General features: G+C 71.6%; 18 protein-coding genes. 12 read left to right on the forward strand and 6 right to left on the reverse strand.

Features of this window, described 5'->3' with window-relative positions:
- Window positions 1-52: 52 nt before the first annotated feature.
- Window positions 53-400, reverse strand: coding sequence for a rodlet layer protein (locus ACIG5E_RS06050; RefSeq protein WP_396531786.1), 348 nt, complete (start codon window positions 398-400; stop codon window positions 53-55).
- 326 nt (window positions 401-726) lie between these two features.
- On the opposite strand from ACIG5E_RS06050, the gene ACIG5E_RS06055 reads away from it, so the two are divergent.
- Window positions 727-1,443 (forward strand): hypothetical protein, encoded by a 717-nt coding sequence (locus ACIG5E_RS06055; RefSeq protein WP_396531788.1) that lies wholly within the window; start codon window positions 727-729, stop codon window positions 1,441-1,443.
- 167 nt (window positions 1,444-1,610) lie between these two features.
- On the opposite strand, the gene ACIG5E_RS06060 is transcribed toward ACIG5E_RS06055, so the two are convergent.
- The 3 genes from ACIG5E_RS06060 to ACIG5E_RS06070 form a co-directional block, all read right to left on the reverse strand.
- On the reverse strand, window positions 1,611-1,988 hold the full coding sequence (locus ACIG5E_RS06060; RefSeq protein ID WP_396531790.1) for a hypothetical protein: 378 nt from the start codon (window positions 1,986-1,988) through the stop codon (window positions 1,611-1,613).
- Window positions 1,989-2,136: 148 nt separating this feature from the next.
- Entirely contained in the window at window positions 2,137-2,406 is a 270-nt protein-coding gene (locus ACIG5E_RS06065; RefSeq protein WP_396531792.1) for a chaplin, read from the reverse strand.
- Window positions 2,407-2,516: 110 nt separating this feature from the next.
- On the reverse strand, window positions 2,517-2,759 hold the full coding sequence (locus tag ACIG5E_RS06070; protein ID WP_396531793.1) for a chaplin: 243 nt from the start codon (window positions 2,757-2,759) through the stop codon (window positions 2,517-2,519).
- A 565-nt stretch (window positions 2,760-3,324) separates the two neighbouring features.
- Here ACIG5E_RS06070 and ACIG5E_RS06075 point away from each other — a divergent pair.
- From ACIG5E_RS06075 to ACIG5E_RS06095, 5 genes are all read left to right on the forward strand, one after another.
- Window positions 3,325-3,564: a chaplin gene (locus tag ACIG5E_RS06075; RefSeq protein WP_396531794.1), complete on the forward strand. Its 240-nt coding sequence runs from the start codon at window positions 3,325-3,327 to the stop codon at window positions 3,562-3,564.
- 245 nt (window positions 3,565-3,809) lie between these two features.
- Window positions 3,810-5,486: an RICIN domain-containing protein gene (locus tag ACIG5E_RS06080; RefSeq protein ID WP_396531796.1), complete on the forward strand. Its 1,677-nt coding sequence runs from the start codon at window positions 3,810-3,812 to the stop codon at window positions 5,484-5,486.
- A 324-nt stretch (window positions 5,487-5,810) separates the two neighbouring features.
- Window positions 5,811-7,094, forward strand: coding sequence for a glycosyltransferase family 39 protein (locus tag ACIG5E_RS06085; protein ID WP_396531798.1), 1,284 nt, complete (start codon window positions 5,811-5,813; stop codon window positions 7,092-7,094).
- A 62-nt stretch (window positions 7,095-7,156) separates the two neighbouring features.
- Window positions 7,157-7,645: a MarR family winged helix-turn-helix transcriptional regulator gene (locus ACIG5E_RS06090; protein ID WP_396531800.1), complete on the forward strand. Its 489-nt coding sequence runs from the start codon at window positions 7,157-7,159 to the stop codon at window positions 7,643-7,645.
- A gap of 92 nt (window positions 7,646-7,737) precedes the next feature.
- Complete coding sequence (locus ACIG5E_RS06095) at window positions 7,738-9,213, forward strand: MFS transporter (protein ID WP_396531802.1); 1,476 nt, start codon at window positions 7,738-7,740, stop codon at window positions 9,211-9,213.
- Here ACIG5E_RS06095 and ACIG5E_RS06100 read toward each other — a convergent pair.
- Window positions 9,198-9,602: a hypothetical protein gene (locus ACIG5E_RS06100; protein WP_396531804.1), complete on the reverse strand. Its 405-nt coding sequence runs from the start codon at window positions 9,600-9,602 to the stop codon at window positions 9,198-9,200. The two genes, ACIG5E_RS06095 and ACIG5E_RS06100, sit on opposite strands and share 16 nt — an antisense overlap.
- A gap of 27 nt (window positions 9,603-9,629) precedes the next feature.
- Complete coding sequence (locus tag ACIG5E_RS06105; protein ID WP_223886047.1) at window positions 9,630-10,259, reverse strand: hypothetical protein; 630 nt, start codon at window positions 10,257-10,259, stop codon at window positions 9,630-9,632.
- A gap of 316 nt (window positions 10,260-10,575) precedes the next feature.
- Here ACIG5E_RS06105 and hemL point away from each other — a divergent pair, with 316 nt between their 5' ends.
- The 6 genes from hemL to ccsB all read left to right on the forward strand — a co-directional run bounded on the left by hemL (window position 10,576) and on the right by ccsB (window position 17,032).
- Window positions 10,576-11,904 carry a glutamate-1-semialdehyde 2,1-aminomutase gene (gene hemL / locus ACIG5E_RS06110; RefSeq protein WP_396531806.1) on the forward strand — a complete coding sequence of 443 codons (1,329 nt, stop codon included), beginning with the start codon at window positions 10,576-10,578 and terminating at the stop codon, window positions 11,902-11,904.
- A gap of 65 nt (window positions 11,905-11,969) precedes the next feature.
- A complete protein-coding gene (locus ACIG5E_RS06115) occupies window positions 11,970-12,620 on the forward strand; it encodes a histidine phosphatase family protein (protein ID WP_396531916.1) in 651 nt (216 codons plus the stop codon).
- Between the two features lie 151 nt (window positions 12,621-12,771).
- On the forward strand, window positions 12,772-13,377 hold the full coding sequence (locus ACIG5E_RS06120) for a TlpA family protein disulfide reductase (RefSeq protein WP_396531808.1): 606 nt from the start codon (window positions 12,772-12,774) through the stop codon (window positions 13,375-13,377).
- Window positions 13,374-14,159, forward strand: a complete 786-nt coding sequence (locus tag ACIG5E_RS06125; RefSeq protein ID WP_396531809.1) for a cytochrome c biogenesis CcdA family protein — start codon at window positions 13,374-13,376, stop codon at window positions 14,157-14,159. The genes ACIG5E_RS06120 and ACIG5E_RS06125 overlap by 4 nt, the downstream gene beginning before the upstream one ends.
- Before the next feature lie 2 nt (window positions 14,160-14,161).
- Window positions 14,162-15,898, forward strand: coding sequence for a cytochrome c biogenesis protein ResB (locus ACIG5E_RS06130; RefSeq protein ID WP_396531811.1), 1,737 nt, complete (start codon window positions 14,162-14,164; stop codon window positions 15,896-15,898).
- 3 nt (window positions 15,899-15,901) lie between these two features.
- Entirely contained in the window at window positions 15,902-17,032 is a 1,131-nt protein-coding gene (gene ccsB / locus ACIG5E_RS06135) for a c-type cytochrome biogenesis protein CcsB (protein WP_396531813.1), read from the forward strand.
- Window positions 17,033-17,138 lie beyond the last annotated feature (106 nt).

Here is a 17,138-nt window from a genome sequence, read left to right on the forward strand (position 1 = left end):
GATTCGGGGACGGTTCGGGGAGCGGTGCTGGGGAGAGCAGCGCGGGGAGCGGTCAGCCGACCAGGTGGGACACGCCCGCGTCGCCGTGGCTCTGGGTGCCCTGCCCCTGGGTGCAGTACTGCTTGCCGCCGCTGTTGGCGATCGGGACCTCGATCGGGACCGCGATGCCCCCGACCGCGCCCACAGCGATGTTGTGGATCTCGGGGAGGCAGACGTTCGCGTTGTCCAGGAAGTGGAAGTTCGGGCTGTTGTTCCCGACGGTGCCGGTGAAGTTGCTGCCGCCGTTGCCCTGGATGGTGGCGGCGGCGCCGTCCGAGTCGGCGATGGCCGAGGCGGGCGCGGCGGCGGCGGCCAGCGCGGCGACGGCCAGGCCGGCGGCGGCGAAGGACTTCTGGATCATGGGGAGATCCCTCTCTGAAATGCTTTCGGTTTCCGTGCGTAGCAACGCGTAGAACGCTCAGACCCGGTCTGCAGTCACTGACGTCCAGATCAAAGAATGACGGCACGGAAGGTTACGGGGATTTTTGAAAAGAGTCCGGGAGGCGCGTCCGGGGATGGTTTCCGGTGGGATTATTGCGCCGAATCGGTTAACGCCCGCAATCCGAACTCACGGTCATTCGTTGAGCAGATTGCTTTCCGGCTGCGGCCCCGCAGCCCTCCCCGATGGATCTCCAGTCCTGGATCCCCAGGACGTACCCAGTACGGACAGGCAGAACGGTGAAAAGCATGAAGTTCTCCAAGCGGGCCGGCGCGATGCTGCTGGCGGTCGGTGCGGGCGTGCTCGCCTCCCAGGGAGCGGCCTCCGCCGCCCCGGTAGGCCCCGACCAGGTCGGAGCCCTGGAGGACAAGCTGTCCACCCAGCAGGTCCCGGCGGACGTGCCGCTGACCCCGCTGGGCAGCCACGTCACGGCCGGCATCCCGACCTCGCTGGTGATGCCGCCGGTGGCCGGCCGGACCACCGACAACGGGCTGGTGCCGGACCATCTGGTGCCCCAGCTGGCCACCGGCAAGGTCGGCCCGAGCGCCAAGGCCCAGCTGCCGCTCCCGCTGGTCGACCAGGGCGCCGACCTCGGCGAGGTGCTGCTGGAGGCCCCGGCCGCGCCGCTGCAGGCCAAGACCCCCGGCCTGGACGTGGGCAAGCCGTTGGCGCTGGTGCAGGACGGCAGCGGCCAGCTCGCGGACGGCCGGCTCCGGGTGGACGAGGTGGACCCGCGCCTGGTGCCCGCGGCCGTGCAGACCGTCCCCGGGGCCACCGCGAGCCTCGGCGGCGACCAGAGCCGGCTCTCCGCCACCGACGCGGTGAACGACCTGGCCGACACCACCACCGCGATGGCCACCGGCGTCCTGCAGCAGACGAACGCGACCGACGCGGCCACCGGGACGGCCACCAGCCTGGTGCAGCAGAGCGGCCTGGCGGGCCTGGCCGGCCAGGCCCAGCTCTGAGCCCACCCCGGACGCGGGGGGGGGCCCCGCCACACCGCGCCCCGCCGGGGGGGGGGGGGGGGGGGCGGGCGCGCCCCCCCCCCCCCCCCCCCCCCCCCCGGCCCCCCGCCGCCCCCCCCCCCCCCCCCCCCCGGGGGGGGGGGGGGGCCCCCCCCGCGTCCGAACGCTCAGCCCGGCAGGACGCCGGACAGCCCGCTGACCAGCGGGAGGTCCTTGACGCCGCCGCCCGCGCTCAGCGGTCCGGTCAGCGTGCCGGTGCCCACCGGCGCCAGGCCCTGGTCCGGCTGGACGGTCGCGCCGTTGTTGAGCACGTCGGCCGAGGAGTTGGCCCACGGGTCCAGACGCAGGCTCTTGATCGGTGCAACGCCGTAACCGAGCCCGGCCGTCGTCCCGTTCAGCGCCTGCCCGACGTCGGTCTTCGCGAGCGAGGCCGGGCCCGCCGCAGGCTGCCGGCTCGGGGTGGCGGCCTGCGCCGAACCGGCGCCGAGCAGCACCACCGCGCCCACGGCGGCGGCCAGTCCGGCCCCGCCCTTCTTCGAAACCATGCGGATCACCCTTCGGTGGAGTGGGGCCCGGCCGGACCGAACCCGAGAGGCGGGCCCTGAGGTTCCGGACGTCCTGTCCGGGGATGCCGAACTGCCCCCCGGCCGACTGGTCGGGGGGCAGGACGGCCGAACGCGTGCCGATCGGGGATCAGCAGTCGTCCGCGGGCTTCGGGTGCATGTCCACGTTGGCGCAGCTGTTGCCGAAGGCCGGGTTCAGCAGGCCAGCGGCGGAGAGGGTGTTGCCGCACAGGTTGAGCGGGATGTGGATCGGCACCTGGATCTGGTTGCCGGAGACGACACCGGGGGAGCCGGCGGCCACGCCCTCGGCGCCCGCGCTCGCGGCGGCGGAGCCCGCCGCGCCCAGCACCAGGCCGACAGCGGCGGCGGAGAGGACAGCGGCCTTCTTCACGTTCTGCATGGGGGTTGATCTCCTCGATCACACATGGGTGGAGCGTGCCGCGCTCCGGCACTGCGGAGCGTTGGCACGGGCTCGGTGAGTCGGCGGTCGCCGGAGCGGCGACCGCCGGGTCAGCCGAGGTTGGCGCACTTGTTGCCGAAGGCCGGGTTCAGCAGGCCGGCGGCGGAGAGGGTGTTGCCGCACAGGTTGATCGGGATGTGCACCGGGATCTGGATCTGGTTGCCGGAGAGCACGCCGGGAGAGCCGGCGGCCACGCCCTGGGCGCCCGAGCTGGCGAACGCGCCACCGGCGGCGCCGAGCACCAGGCCGGTGGCGGCCAGCGACAGGGCGGTGGCCCTCTTGAAGTTGCGCATGATTTTCCTCCGAGTTTCTGCCCGACGGAACGGAAATGTCGGGAGCCGGGCGAGTAGGAATGCTGGCCCGATGGCTTCAGGGATTGCCGTGATTGTCACTCCGACGGCGCACACCGGCGTGTTCCGCCCATGGCTCGGGCGTCGACGCAGCCGCCGCGTTCTTCCAGCGCCAGGCGAACAATTCCCGCACGGCCGGGAAGGGTTCGGGCAAAGGCGCGACGAGGAATTCCCGGTCAGGCGTTCAGCGGTGTCGCCGAACGCCGGGTTCGGGGGGCCCGCCATGCGACCGACTTGCCGGTGGCCTCGGTGCCGACGAGGCCGTGGGCGAGCTGTGCATGGGCGGTACTCGATTCATGAGTAGGACCGGATGGATCGTCTTCCGCCAGGCAGAACGAGGTGGCGCGCGGGGGGAAACGGTCCGGCCCGTCGATCACCCGAATGCCGGTCAGCGGCCCCATTGCTCCGGACGGGTGACAGTGCGTGCGCCGTCGCAACCGGGCCGGACGGGTCTCGTTCTAGATGTCGCACTCCCCGTGCATCTCTGTTGAACAGTCAGGAGGCTCGCATGAGCATCAAGAAGACCGCCGCCGTCGGCGCGGCCGTGGTGGGCATCGTGGCCGCCGGCGCCGGCACCGCCATGGCCAGCTCCGGCGCCGAGGGTGTCGCCGCCGGCTCTCCCGGTGTCATCTCGGGCAACCAGATCCAGGTGCCGGTGCACATTCCGGTCAACCTGTGCGGCAACACCGTCGACGCCGCTGGCCTGTTGAACCCGGCGTTCGGCAACCACTGCGCCAACGTGGGCTGAATCCACACCCGGTTCGGCCGGTAGGAGCCGCCGCTCCGCGCTTCCCTCCTGGGGCGCGGAGCGGCGGCTTTTCCGCGCCCCGGGCGGCGGGTGCGGCGTCAGTTCCCGGTGTTGTCACGAGCCTTGTTGCACTACTTGTCAGTACCTAGGATGTGAGACCTGCTCACCTTTTCGGCACCTCTCTTGCTCCGCGCCGCCCGGCACCCCCGGCCGGACGGTCTCCCCACCCCCGCAAGGAGTCGCGTGTGATCAGGTTCCGCACGTCCGCGGCGCGACGAGCGCGAACGGGTTCGTCCCGGTCCGCCGCGCTGTTCGCCACCGGCGTCCTCGTCGCGGCCCTCGGTCTGGCCGGCGCCCCCGCCGCCCTCGCCGACAACGCCCCCGCTCCGGCCCCGGGCGCCACCCGCCCGGCCGCGATCGTCGCCCTCGGCGACAGCGCCATCTCCGGGGAGGGCGCCGGCACCGACACCGGCGACGGCTACTTCCCGGAGACCGACACCCCCACCAACTACTGCCATCGGCACCCCAAGTCGGAGATCTTCGTCACCGACATCCCCGGGGTCACCCCGATCGACCTCGCCTGCTCCGGCGCCCAGACCGGCGACCTGGTCAGCGACCCCGCGCTCGCCAAGATCACCGGTGGTGGCAGCGGCGACTTCGGCGAGCCCAAACAGGACGTCAAGCTCGCCGACACGGCGGCCAAGTACGACGTCAAGATGGTCGTCGTCACGATCGGCGCCAACGACGACTTCGACTTCAGCGGCATCATGATGCACTGCCTCGCGCAGTACTTCCCGATCCCCAAGGACCAGGGCTGCCGGGACACCATCGGCAGCGACGAGATCCGCCGGCGGGCCCAACTGGTCCAGCCCAAGGTCGTCGCCGCGCTGCAGAACATCCGGCAGACCATGCGCAAGGCGGGCTACGCCGACTCCTCGTACCAACTGGTCTACCAGTCGTACTTCAACCCGATCACCCCGGACATCCGGCGCAACGACTACCTCGGCAAGATCGCCGACGGCTGCCCGGCCTTCCCCGAGGACCTCGCCTGGGGCCACGACTGGGTGGTCCCGACGTTCAGCGACGCGCTCCGCGGCGCGGCCGAACAGGTGCCCGGCGTGCGGTACTTGGACCAGCGGCGGGTCGCCTTCGGGCACGAGGTGTGCGCGGAGTGGACGACCTCGCCGTACGAGTACTCCAACGGGGACGTCATCAACCTCTCCGAGTGGGCGCGCAACGGCTGCGACTCGCAGATCGGCATCCCCGGACTGTGCATGAACATGGTCCGCCAGTCGTACCACCTGCGGGTGGCCGGCTACCGCGGTGAGGGCGTCTGCCTCGGCCAGTTCTTCGCCAAGCCCGACCAGACCGAGGCGTACTGCACGCTCAACCAGCAGAACACCACCTCGATCCAGCCGCTCACCCCCGGCAAGCCCTTCGGCGACGCCCCCGAGGACGGCTCCTGGTACCAGCTCACCAACGCGGCCACCGGCAACGCGCTCGACCTCTCCGGCGGCGGCACCTACGGCGACTCCACCAACGGCCGGGCCGCCATCAGCTACCCGGCGAGCGGCGCACTGAACCAGTCCTTCGTCCTGGAGGCCAAGTCCGGCGGCAGCTACGAGCTGGACTTCAGCGGCAACCGCGACATGTGCCTGGACGCCAACGCGGCCGCCACCGCTCCCGGCACCCGGATCCAGCAGTGGGGCTGCAACGGCGGCGCCAACCAGCACTGGGTGTTCAAGCCGGCCGGCAACGGCAGCTACAAGATCGCCGACTCGGCGGACCCGACCAAGGTCCTGGCCGCCGGCACCACCCTCGACGCCAACGGCAACCCCTACGTCGAACTCGCCACCGACACCGGCGCCCCCGCCCAGCTCTGGCAACTCACCAAGCTCGGCATCCTCTACGTCCACGGCTGACGTGGCTCAGGCCGTCGCCGCCCCCAACCGGGCGGCGACGGCCGCGCTCGTCGGGGGCGGCGTCTCGACCGGCAGCAGCGCCGGATCCCGCTCCCGCCGGATCCGGTCGGGTGATCGTGTCGGCGGTGTGGAGCGCCCGGATCTGATGCTTCGGCGGCTGGAGCGGCATGGCCGCATCGTCGCGGGCGCCGCAGTCCGCCCGCTACGGGTTTTCCGGGCCAGGCGGGGGAGGGTGGGCCGGGGAGGGCCGTGCCGTAGGCTCACGGGAAATCGTTGCGCCAGAGCCGCGCGCACCATGAGCGGGGCGGGGAGTACCCACAGCAGATGAGCACGGCATCGAGTACCGAGTCGTCCAGCACCGAGCCGTCCAGCACCGAGCCGGTGGCGGAGGCGGAGCGCCCCGAGGATCGGGCGTCCCGTGCGCCCGGGCGGTTCGGGGCACTGGTGGACCGCTTCGCGCCCGCGCTCGGCGCGTACGCGGTGGTCAAGGCGATCGGCCTGACCGTCTTCCTGGTGCTGCTGGAGCACACCGGCGACTACCTGAACAAGCAGGTCGGCCGCGGCGGCGGCGCCCACGCCTGGGACGTGCTGGGCACCTGGGACGGCATCTGGTACCAGCGGATCGCCGAGAACGGGTACGACCCGCAGCTGATCCCGCTGCACGGCTTCCCACTGGCCACCTACTACGAGAACTCCTCCGCCTTCTTCCCGCTCTACCCCTGGCTGATGCGGCTGGTCGGCGCGGTGACCGGGCTCGGCCCGTACGGCTCCGGGATCGTGGTCTCGGTGCTGGCCTCGCTGGTGGCCGCGGCCGGGATCTTCGCGATCGCCGAGCGGCTCGGCGGCTTCCGGGCGGGTGTGATCGCCGCGGTGATCTGGGGCCTGTTCCCGGGCTCGGGCGTGGAGTGGGCGGTCTACTCGGACTCGCTGTTCGTCGCGCTGTCCGCCTGGGCCTGCTACTGCGTGATGACCCGCCGCTGGCTCGCCGCGGGCCTGCTGGCCCTGGTCGCGGGACTCAACCGGCCGACCGCCGCCGCGCTGATCGCCGCGGTCTCGATCGCCGCGCTGGTCGCGCTGGTCCGCCGCACCGACGGGGTGGCCCGCCCGCTGACCGCGATGCTGATCACCCCGTGGGGCCTGCTCGGCTACGTCGCCTGGGTCGGCTGGCGGATGGGCGACTGGGGCGGCTACTTCAAGCTCCAGCGCGGCGCCTGGAACCGCTACTTCGACTTCGGCGCCTCCACCCTGCGCACGATCATGGACGTGATCACCGGCCACTGGGACTTCTGGCAGTCCAACCCCGTCCCGGACCTGATCGCCATCGCGCTGCTGATCGCCCTGCCCGGCCTGCTGGTGCTGCTCTGGCGGGTCCGCCCGCCACTGGTGCTGTGGGTGTACACCGCGCTGACCATCTTCACCGCGCTGAGCAGCAACCAGATCTTCGGCAACATCTCGCGCTACCTGCTGCCGGCCTTCCCGCTGTTCATCGGCCTGGCGGTGGCGCTGCGCCGGGTGCGGACCTCCTCGCTGGTCGGGATGTTCGCGATGCCGGTGATCGCGGCGGGCTGGTACGCGGGCTATGCGCTGTTCGAGTTGGGTATCCCGTAACCCGGCGTTGGTTGGCTACGGGATCATCCGGCAGCAGACGGGCCGTTGCTAACCTCGGACGCATGACGACGACCCCACCCGTGCGCCAGATCCGCGACATCTCCGGCCTGCTGGACCACGCGAGCCACGTGCTGGCGACCCGGATGGCGGCCGCCTTCACCGAGCTCGGGATCACCCCCCGTGCGTACTGCGTGCTGTTCCACGCGCAGGAGGCCGAGCGCACCCAGATCCAGCTGGCCGAGCTGGCGGACCTGGACAAGACCACCATGGTGGTCACCGTCGACGAGCTGGAGAAGGCGGGCCTGGCCGAGCGCCGCCCGTCCGCCACCGACCGCCGGGCCCGGATCATCTCGGTCACCGAGGCGGGCGGGCGTGCCGTCGAGCAGGGCACCGCGATCGCCGACCGGGTCCACCGCGAGCTGCTGGAGTCGCTGCCGCGGCCAGAGCAGGAGGTCTTCGTCTCCGCCCTGACCCACCTGGTGGACGGGCACCTGGCGGAGCCGGTCGAGAGCGAACGGACCGTCCGCCGCGCCCGTCGTTCCCGTGGCTGAAACCCCTCAGCATCTCCTCCCGAGGTAGATAGTCCCGAACAAAACAATCTGATAGCGTCCTTCCCGGCACTCGACGAACCGGGAGACCCGCCATGACCACGCACGCCCCGGCCGCGCCCGACACGGCGCCCGCGGCCCCCGCCCGCCCCCGCGCACTGGCCCTCGCGGTGCTCTGCGCCAGCATGCTGATGATCGTCCTGGACGGTTCGATCGTCACCGTGGCACTGCCCGCCATCCAGGACGACCTGCACTTCTCGCCCGCCGACCTCACCTGGACGGTCAACGCCTATCTGATCGCCTTCGGCGGACTGCTCCTGCTGGCCGGCCGGCTCGGCGACCTGATCGGCCGCAAGCGCGTCTTCGTCGCCGGACTCGCCCTCTTCACCGCCGCCTCGCTGCTCTGCGCCGTCGCCACCGGGCAGGGGATGCTGATCGCCGCCCGCTTCCTCCAGGGCGTCGGCGGCGCGATGGCCTCGGCGGTCAGCCTCGGCATGGTCGTCACGCTCTTCCCCGAGCCGGGCGAGCGCGGCCGCGCGATCGGCGCGTTCAGCTTCGTCGGCGCGGCCGGCGCCTCGATCGGACAGGTCCTCGGCGGAGTGCTCACCCAGGCCCTCAGCTGGCACTGGATCTTCCTGATCAACCTGCCGCTCGGCCTCGCCGCCGTCCTGCTGGCCGCCCGGGTGCTGGCGCCCGACCGCGGCCCGGGCCTGGGGGCCGGCGCCGACGCCCTGGGCGCCGCGCTGATCACCGCCGCCCTGATGCTCGGCATCTACACCATCGTCGGCACCGGCGCCCACGGCTGGACCTCCGCCCGCACCCTCGGCCTCGGCGGGCTCTCGCTCGCCCTGCTGGCCGCCTTCCTGCTCCGTCAGGCCCGGGCCGCCCAACCCCTGCTGCCACTGCGGATGTTCCGCTCCCGCAGCGTCTCCGGCGCCAACGCCGTGCAACTCCTGACCATCTCCGGGATGTTCGGCTTCCAGATCCTGGTCGCCCTCTACCTGCAGCAGGTCCTCGGCTACGGCGCCGCCGCCACCGGTCTCGCGATGCTCCCCGCGGCGGTCGCCATCGGCGCGGTGTCCCTGCTGCTCTCCGCCCGGTTGGGCGCCCGGTTCGGCGAGCGCGCGGTGCTGCTCGCGGGCCTCGCGATGCTGGTCGTCGCGCTCGGCCTGCTGGCCCGGCTGCCGGCCGACGCCGACTACCCCGTCCACCTGCTGCCGACCATGCTGCTGATCGGCGGCGGCGGGCTGGTGCTCTCCGCGCTCGCGGTGCTCGGCATGTCCGGCGCCGGCCCGGAGGACGCGGGCACCGCCTCCGGCCTGTTCAACACCACCCAGCAGGTCGGCGGCGCGCTCGGCGTCGCGGTGCTCACCACCCTCGCCGACGGCCGTGCCGGGGCCCTCGCCGCCGCCGGGCACCCCGCGGCCGAGGCGCTCACCGGCGGCTTCCGGCTCGCCTTCACGGTGGCCGCCGGGCTGCTCGCGGTGGCGCTGGTCCTGGCGGCGGTGGTACTCCGGCCGACCGTCAACTACGGGAGTCCGCAGGGAGATCGACGTCAGCCGGAGCAGTAGTGGTGGCGGTGGTGGGTGTAGTCGCCGTCGTCCCCCGCGCTGACGACCTGGAGCGCGAGAACGAGCACCAGGACCGGCAACAGGGCTGCCAGCGCGGCGTGCAGGCAGCCCACCGGCACCACCGACCGCCGCCGGAAGGCGGCCGCGACGATCCAGACGGCCCAGCCGACGGCGACGGCGCCCAGCGCCACGCCGGTCCAGTCGAGCGGGAGGATGTACCCGGGGGCGCCGTCACTGTCGTGGCACTTGCTCAGCATGCGCTGGACGTCCCGGACTTCGCCGGCCGACCACCAGGTGCACGCCAGCCCGACGCCCATGAGCAGCAGCGGGTAGACGGCTTCGAACCGGCCGCGGGAGGGAGCTCCCGCGGCCGGTGCTGCGTAAGTCATGAAGTTTTCCCCCGGTTTGTGCCTCTGTTACGGCCAGACGAGGCAGTACAGCTGGTGCCCGGCCTCGTGCAGCCGGTTCGCGAAGTCCTGCCATTCGTGCAGCATCGTATAGATCACGAAGGCGTCGCGCGGACCGCGGCGGTCGGGGACGGTGGACCAGATGAAGGCGGCGGCGCCGAGTTCCGTCTCGTCCGCCTTGCGCAGCGGTTCGACCACGTTGTGGGGGAGTTGGACGACGGCGTAGTCGGGGTGCAGCACGACGAGTTCCAGCGGCGGCACCTGGTGCAGCGGGACGCCCTGGATGCCGGTGAGGACCATGGCGCTCATGGTCTCGGGTTTGATCTTGGTGGAGAGGTGGCCGGTGGGGGAGCCGCTGGTCTCCATCAGGTCGCCGAGCCGCCCCAGTGCGCCGAGCTCGCCGGCGTCCAGGCCGAGCCCGCCCGGACCGAGGGCGGTGGGGACTCTGGCGGCGGTCGCGCGGTCCGGTGCGCCGAAGTACTTGTAGGTCACCCCCACGCGTCCCTCACCCCGCCTCTCGCCGCCGCGACGACCACGACCCGTACCCGCTCCCGTACCCCCGCGTGCGGTTTCGGCGGGCCTGCGGGAGCCACCCGCCGCCTCGTCGAAGCCGTCCTGCGCCTCGGACACTCGGACCATCCTCACCGGAATTCGCCGGAATCGACAGACCCCCGCACGTCCGGCGCGCACCGGACGTGCTCCTTACCCGTCATGCGCCGCCGTACCCACCCGCGGTAGGCGGCAGTCCTCTCCACACCCCTGCACACAACCGGAGCGCTCGTCGCGCTCTGTGCACACAGTCTGACTGGTCCGTGCTCCGGAACAGCCAGCGGCCCCGCCCGTACACGACCGCCACGGACAACCGTCATGGACAACCGTACAGACAACGCTGCCCGGATCATCGTTCCAGATGATCGGGCCGGACATGCAGAGCTCAAGGACACGATTTGAGACCATGTCTCACGTGAGCTACCCCTACGAAGCCCCCCAGTCCCAGTCGCTGTTCGATCGCGCCTCCGTGGTCACGCCCGGCGGCGTCAACTCCCCGGTGCGCGCCTTCCGCGCGGTCGGCGGCACGCCGCGCTTCATGGTGTCCGGCACCGGCCCCTACCTCACCGACGCCGACGGCCGCGAGTACGTCGACCTGGTGTGCTCGTGGGGTCCGATGATCCTCGGCCACGCGAACCCCGCCGTGATCGACGCCGTCCAGCGGGCCGTCGCCCTCGGCACCTCCTTCGGCACGCCCGGCCAGGGCGAGGTCGAGCTCGCCGAGGAGATCGTCGCCCGGGTCGCCCCGGTCGAGCAGGTCCGCCTGGTCTCCTCCGGCACCGAGGCCACCATGTCCGCGATCCGGCTCGCCCGCGGCTTCACCGGCCGGGCGAAGGTGGTCAAGTTCGCCGGCTGCTACCACGGTCACGTGGACGCGCTGCTGGCCGCCGCCGGTTCCGGCGTGGCCACCTTCGGTCTGCCGGACACCCCGGGCGTCACCGGCGCCCAGGCCGGCGACACCATCGTGCTGCCGTACAACGACCTGGCCGCGGTCGAGCAGGCCTTCGCCGCCCACCCGGGCGAGATCGCCTGCGTGATCACCGAGGCCTCGCCCGGCAACATGGGCGTCGTGCCGCCGCTGCCCGGCTTCAACGCGGGCCTGGCCCGGCTCTGCCGTGACAACGGCGCGCTGTTCGTCTCCGACGAGGTGATGACCGGCTTCCGCGTCTCCAAGGCCGGCTGGTACGGCCTGGAGGCGGCGAACGAGGGCTGGGCGCCGGACCTGCTGACCTTCGGCAAGGTCATGGGCGGCGGCTTCCCGGCCGCGGCCTTCGGCGGCCGCGCCGACGTGATGGCCCACCTGGCCCCGGCCGGCCCGGTCTACCAGGCGGGCACCCTGTCCGGGAACCCGGTCGCCACCGCGGCCGGCCTGGCCCAGCTGCGCGGATGCACCGACGAGGTGTACGCGACGGTGGACCGGGTTTCCGCCGAGATCTCCGGCCTGGTCTCCGAGGCGCTCACCAAGGAGGGCGTGACGCACCGGCTGCAGACCGCCGGGAACATGTTCTCGGTGTTCTTCACCGAGGCCGCGGTCACCAACTACGACGAGGCCAGGACCCAGGAGGCGTACCGTTTCACCGCCTTCTTCCACGCGATGCTGGCCGAGGGCGTCTACCTGCCGCCGTCCGCCTTCGAGTCCTGGTTCGTCTCGGCGACCCACGACGAGCGGGCGATCGAGCGGATCGCCGCCGCCCTGCCGGTCGCGGCCCGCGCCGCTGCCGCCGCGACGGCCTGAGTCCCCCTCCAGACCACAGGAGCAGTTGAGAAGTGAGCGCCAAAGAGATCACCGTCGTCCACGTGATGCGCCACGGTGAGGTGCACAACCCGGAGGGCGTCCTGTACGGGCGCCTGCCCGACTACCACCTGTCCGAGCTGGGCCGGCAGATGGCCGACCGGGTCGCCGAGGACCTGGCCGACCGGGACATCACCCACGTGGTGGCCTCCCCGCTGGAGCGGGCCCAGGAGACCGCCGCGCCGATCGCCAAGGCGCACGGCCTGGACGTCGCGGCGGACGAGCGGCTGATCGAGGCGGAGAACGTCTTCGAGGGCAAGACCTTCGGCGTCGGCGACGGCTCGCTGCGCAACCCGGGCTACTGGAAGTACCTCACCAACCCGTTCAAGCCGTCCTGGGGCGAGCCGTACCTCGACCAGGTGGTGCGGATGATGGGCGCGCTCGGCGCGGCCCGGGACGCCGCCCGCGGGCACGAGGCGGTCTGCGTCAGCCACCAGCTGCCGATCTGGATCGTCCGCTCCTTCGTCGAGCGCCGCCGGCTCTGGCACGACCCGCGCAACCGGCAGTGCTCGCTGGCCTCGCTGACCAGCTTCACCTTCGAGGGCGACCGGATCGTCTCGGTCGGCTACCGCGAGCCGGCCCGCGACCTGCTGCCCGCGCACCTGGTGGGCAAGGGCCGCAAGGGCGACAAGCCGGTGGGCAAGAGCTTCGGCGCCTGACGCCCGTAAGCGGTGCGTAAGTATGACTTCGGGTCACCTGGCGAGCGCCGGGTGGCCCGAAGTCTTTGCAGGTCAGAGTGGGTGCGACGCGCAAGGGAGGACCCCCCCGAACCCGCCCGGAACTCCATGCGAAACTTTTCACATGTCTGCCATGACGCGCCCTCGTCCCCGTGTCGCCGCAGCCGCCGCCACAGTCGCCGCCGCTGCGCTCGTCCTCACCGGCTGTTCCTCCTCGGGCTCGTCGAGCAGCGGCGAAGGCCAGGTCGGCTTCGTCACCGTCAAGGGGACCAACCTGTCGAAGGCGGACATCGGCGAGCGCGGGGACGCCCCGGACATCTCCGGGGAGACCCTGGAGGGCAACCAGGTCAAGCTCTCGGACTACCGGGGCAAGGTCGTGGTGCTGAACGTGTGGGGCTCCTGGTGCGGGCCGTGCCGGGCCGAGGCGAAGAACCTCCAGGCCGTCGCGGACGAGTACAAGGACAAGGGCGTCCAGTTCCTGGGCATCAACACCAGGGACACCGACAAGACCAACGCCGTCCGCTTCGAGCAGGAGCAGGGCGTCGCCTTCCCGAGCATCTTCGACCCGGCGGGCACCCAGCTGCTCAAGTTCCCCAGGGGCAGCCTCAACCCGCAGTCCATCCCGACCACCCTGATCGTCGACCGCGACGGCAAGCTCGCCGCCCGCGCCGTCGGCGGGACGACCCAGGAGGCGCTGGAGTCGATCGTCCAGCCGGTGGTCGCGGAGCAGCAGCGGTGAGTGGGCCACTGCAGGCCGGCCTCCCGCTGGCCGACACCTTCACCACCGTGCAGAGCGGTGCGCTGCTGGCCGCGGCCCCGATCGCGCTCGCGGCCGGACTGGTGTCGTTCTTCTCGCCCTGCGTGCTGCCGCTGGTGCCCGGCTACCTGTCGTACGTGACCGGCTTCTCCGCCGCCGACCTCGCCGACGCCCGCGGTGCCAAGCGCGGCCGGATGCTGCTCGGGGCGACGCTGTTCATCCTCGGCTTCACCGTCGTCTTCGTCTCCGGCGGGGCGCTGTTCGGCCAGTTCGGCAACACCCTGCAGGAACACAAGCGGGTCATCTCGATCGTGCTCGGCTCGCTCACCGTGGTGATGGGCCTGGCCTTCATGGGCCTCGTCCCCGGCCTGAGCATGCGCGAGGTGCGCTCGCACCGCCGCCCGGCCGTCGGCCTGCTCGGCGCGCCGCTGCTGGGCATGGTGTTCGGCGTCGGCTGGACGCCCTGCATCGGCCCGACCCTGGCCGCCGTCCAGACCCTGTCCCTGAACCAGGCGGACGCGGCGCGCGGGGCCCTGCTGATGACCTTCTACTGCCTGGGCCTCGGCGTACCGTTCATCGTGGCCGCGCTGGCGTTCCGCCGGGCGCTGGGTGCCTTCGGGTGGGTCAAGCGGCACTACCCGCTCGTCATGCGGATCGGCGGCGGCATGCTCGTCGCGGTCGGTCTGCTGCTCGTCACCGGGATCTGGGATTCCTGGATGAGCGAACTGCAGTCCTGGACCGCCGACTCCCAGATCGGAATCTGACCGTGAGCAAGACCACGACCGATACCGAGCTGCCCCCGGCACCGGACGACGACACCGCCGCCGAGCGGCTCAGCACCGCGCCGGTCGAGTCCGAGGGGCCGACCGGCATAGGGGTGCTCGGCTGGGTGCGCTGGATGTGGCGCCAGCTGACCTCGATGCGGGTCGCCCTGATCCTGCTGTTCCTGCTGTCGCTGGCCGCCATCCCGGGCTCGTTGATCCCGCAGAACGGCCAGAACCAGTTCAAGGTGCAGACCTGGAAGGCGCAGCACACCGCGGTCGCGCCGATCTACGAGAAGCTCCAGCTGTTCGACGTCTACAGCTCGGTCTGGTTCTCCGCGATCTACATCCTGCTGTTCGTCTCGCTGGCCGGCTGCATCGTCCCGCGCACCTGGCAGTTCGTCGGCGTGCTGCGCTCCCAGCCGCCGTCCGCGCCCCGCAACCTGACCCGGATGCCGGTGTACGCGGCCTGGCGCACCGGGGCGGACCCGGAGCAGGTGAACGCCGCCGCCCACCGGCTGCTGCGCAAGCGCGGCTTCCGCGCCAACCTGTCCGGCGGCTCGGTGGCCGCCGAGAAGGGCTACCTGCGCGAGGTCGGCAACCTGCTGTTCCACCTGTCGCTGTTCGCGCTGCTCGGCGGCTTCGCCTGGGCCAGCCTGGCCTCCGGCACCGGCGGCAAGCTGATGGTCGAGGGTCAGGGCTACTCCAACACCATCACCCAGCTCGACGACTTCACCGGCACCCGGTTCTACGGCAACCAGGACCTCGACCCCTTCTACCTGAAGCTCGACGACTTCACGTCCAAGTTCCAGAACACCGGCGACCAGATGGGCGCCGCCCGGCAGTTCACCGCGAACGTCGAGTACTACCAGGGCAGCGACGAGTCGAAGCTGAAGAAGGGCACGATCGAGGTCAACCACCCGCTGGAGATCGGCGGCAGCAAGGTCTACCTGATCGGCCACGGCTACGCCCCGGTCCTCACCGTGCGCAACGGCAAGGGCGACGTGGTCTACCACGACGTCGTGCCGTTCCTGCCGCAGGACGCCAACCTGACCTCGACCGGCGTGGTGAAGGTCTCCGACTACGGCGTGGGCCCGGACGGCAACAAGACCCAGCTGGGCTTCTCCGGCTTCTTCCTGCCGACCGCCCCGCTGAGCTTCGCGGGCACCGGCCCGATCTCGCTGTTCCCCGGTGACGCCGCCCCCGAGCTGGTGCTGAACGCCTTCTCCGGCGACCTCGGCACCGACTCCGGCCTGCCGCAGAACATCTACCAGCTGAACACCTCCAGGCTCACCCAGATGAAGCAGGACGACCAGCCGGCCAAGGCGCTGCTCAAGCCCGGCCAGGCCTGGGAACTGCCGAACGGCTACGGCAGCGTCACCTTCGAGGGCTACAAGCAGTGGGCGAGCTTCAACGTCTCGCACCGCCCCGGCAACGCGATCGCGCTGACCGGCGCCGTCCTGGCGATCCTCGGCCTGATCGGCTCGCTGTTCATCCAGCGCCGCCGGATCTGGGTGCGGGCGGTGGCCCTGCCGGGCGGCGGCACCCAGGTGGAGCTGGCCGGCCTGGCCCGCAGCGAGTCGGCGAAGATCGCCGAGGAGCTGGCCGAACTCGCGGTGGACCTCCAGGACGACGCCCCGGCGTCGGAGGAGGACGAAGCCGCGGAAGCCGAAGCCGAGGTAGAAGCCGAGGCCGAGGCCTCAGACCCCGCAGTCCCTGCCGACCAGAACTCCAAGGAGTAGACGGTGCATCTCGCCTCGGGAGTCGACCCACAGATGGCCGACCTCTCCAACAAGCTGATCTATTCGGCGATGGCGGTCTACACGATCGCCATGTTCGCCCACATGTTCGAGTGGACGTTCGGCAGCAAGGGCGCGGTCGCCGTCCGCTCCAAGGAGCAGTCGGGCAACCTGGCCGAGACCCTCGCCGCCGCGGAGCCCAAGGCCGCCAAGAAGGTCACCGTCACCGTGGCCGGGGCGAAGGGCGGCACCACCACGCTCACCCGCACCGTCCTGGCGGGCGAGGGCGCGACGGTGGTCACCGGCGGGCGCGGCGACGACGACGTGGACGGCCCGGGCGCGGCCGGCACCAGTGAGAAGGCCGACCTGGCCGGCCGCATCGCGATCTCGCTCACCGTCCTGGCGCTGCTGCTGCACGGCGGCGGCATCGTCGCCCGAGGCCTCTCGGTGTCCCGCTGGCCGTGGGGCAACATGTACGAGTTCTCGTGCGCCTTCGCCTTCGCGATGACGGCCGCGTACGTGGTCCTGCTGGCCGCGCGGAAGAACGTCCGCTGGCTCGGCCTGCCGGTCACCGTCGCCGTGCTGCTGACGCTCGGCATCGCGACCCAGGTGCTGTACACCGACTCCGAGCAGCTCGTCCCCGCGCTGCACTCGTACTGGCTGGCGATCCATGTCTCCACCGCGATCTTCTGCGGCGGCGCCTTCTACGCGGCGTTCATCGCCACCCTGCTGTACATCGGCAAGGACTCCTTCGACAAGCGGATGGCGGCCGGCCTGACCACCGGCCCGCTGGGCACCTCGCCGTCGATCTGGCGCCGGCTGCCCGCCGCGTCCACCTTCGACAAGCTGTCCTACCGGATCAACGCCCTGGTCTTCCCGCTGTGGACGTTCACCATCATCGCGGGCGCGATCTGGGCCGAGGCCGCCTGGGGCAAGTACTGGGAGTGGGACCCGAAGGAGACCTGGTCGTTCATCACCTGGGTCGCCTACGCCTGCTACCTGCACGCCCGCGCGACGGCCGGCTGGAAGGGCCGCAAGGCCGCGTACCTGGCGCTGGCGGCCTTCGGCTGCTGGCTCTTCAACTACTACGGCGTGAACATCTTCGTCACCGGCAAGCACTCGTACGCGGGGATCTGACCGGGGCGGCGCACCGACCGGCCCGGCTTTCCGCAGGAAGTAGCCGGGCCGAGGTGCGACAGGGGTAGTTCGTGCCGGCCGTCCGTGCCGGTACGGGGAGGAACGA

It is taken from the genome of Kitasatospora sp. NPDC053057 (genome assembly GCF_044546945.1).
Classification (GTDB): domain Bacteria; phylum Actinomycetota; class Actinomycetes; order Streptomycetales; family Streptomycetaceae; genus Kitasatospora.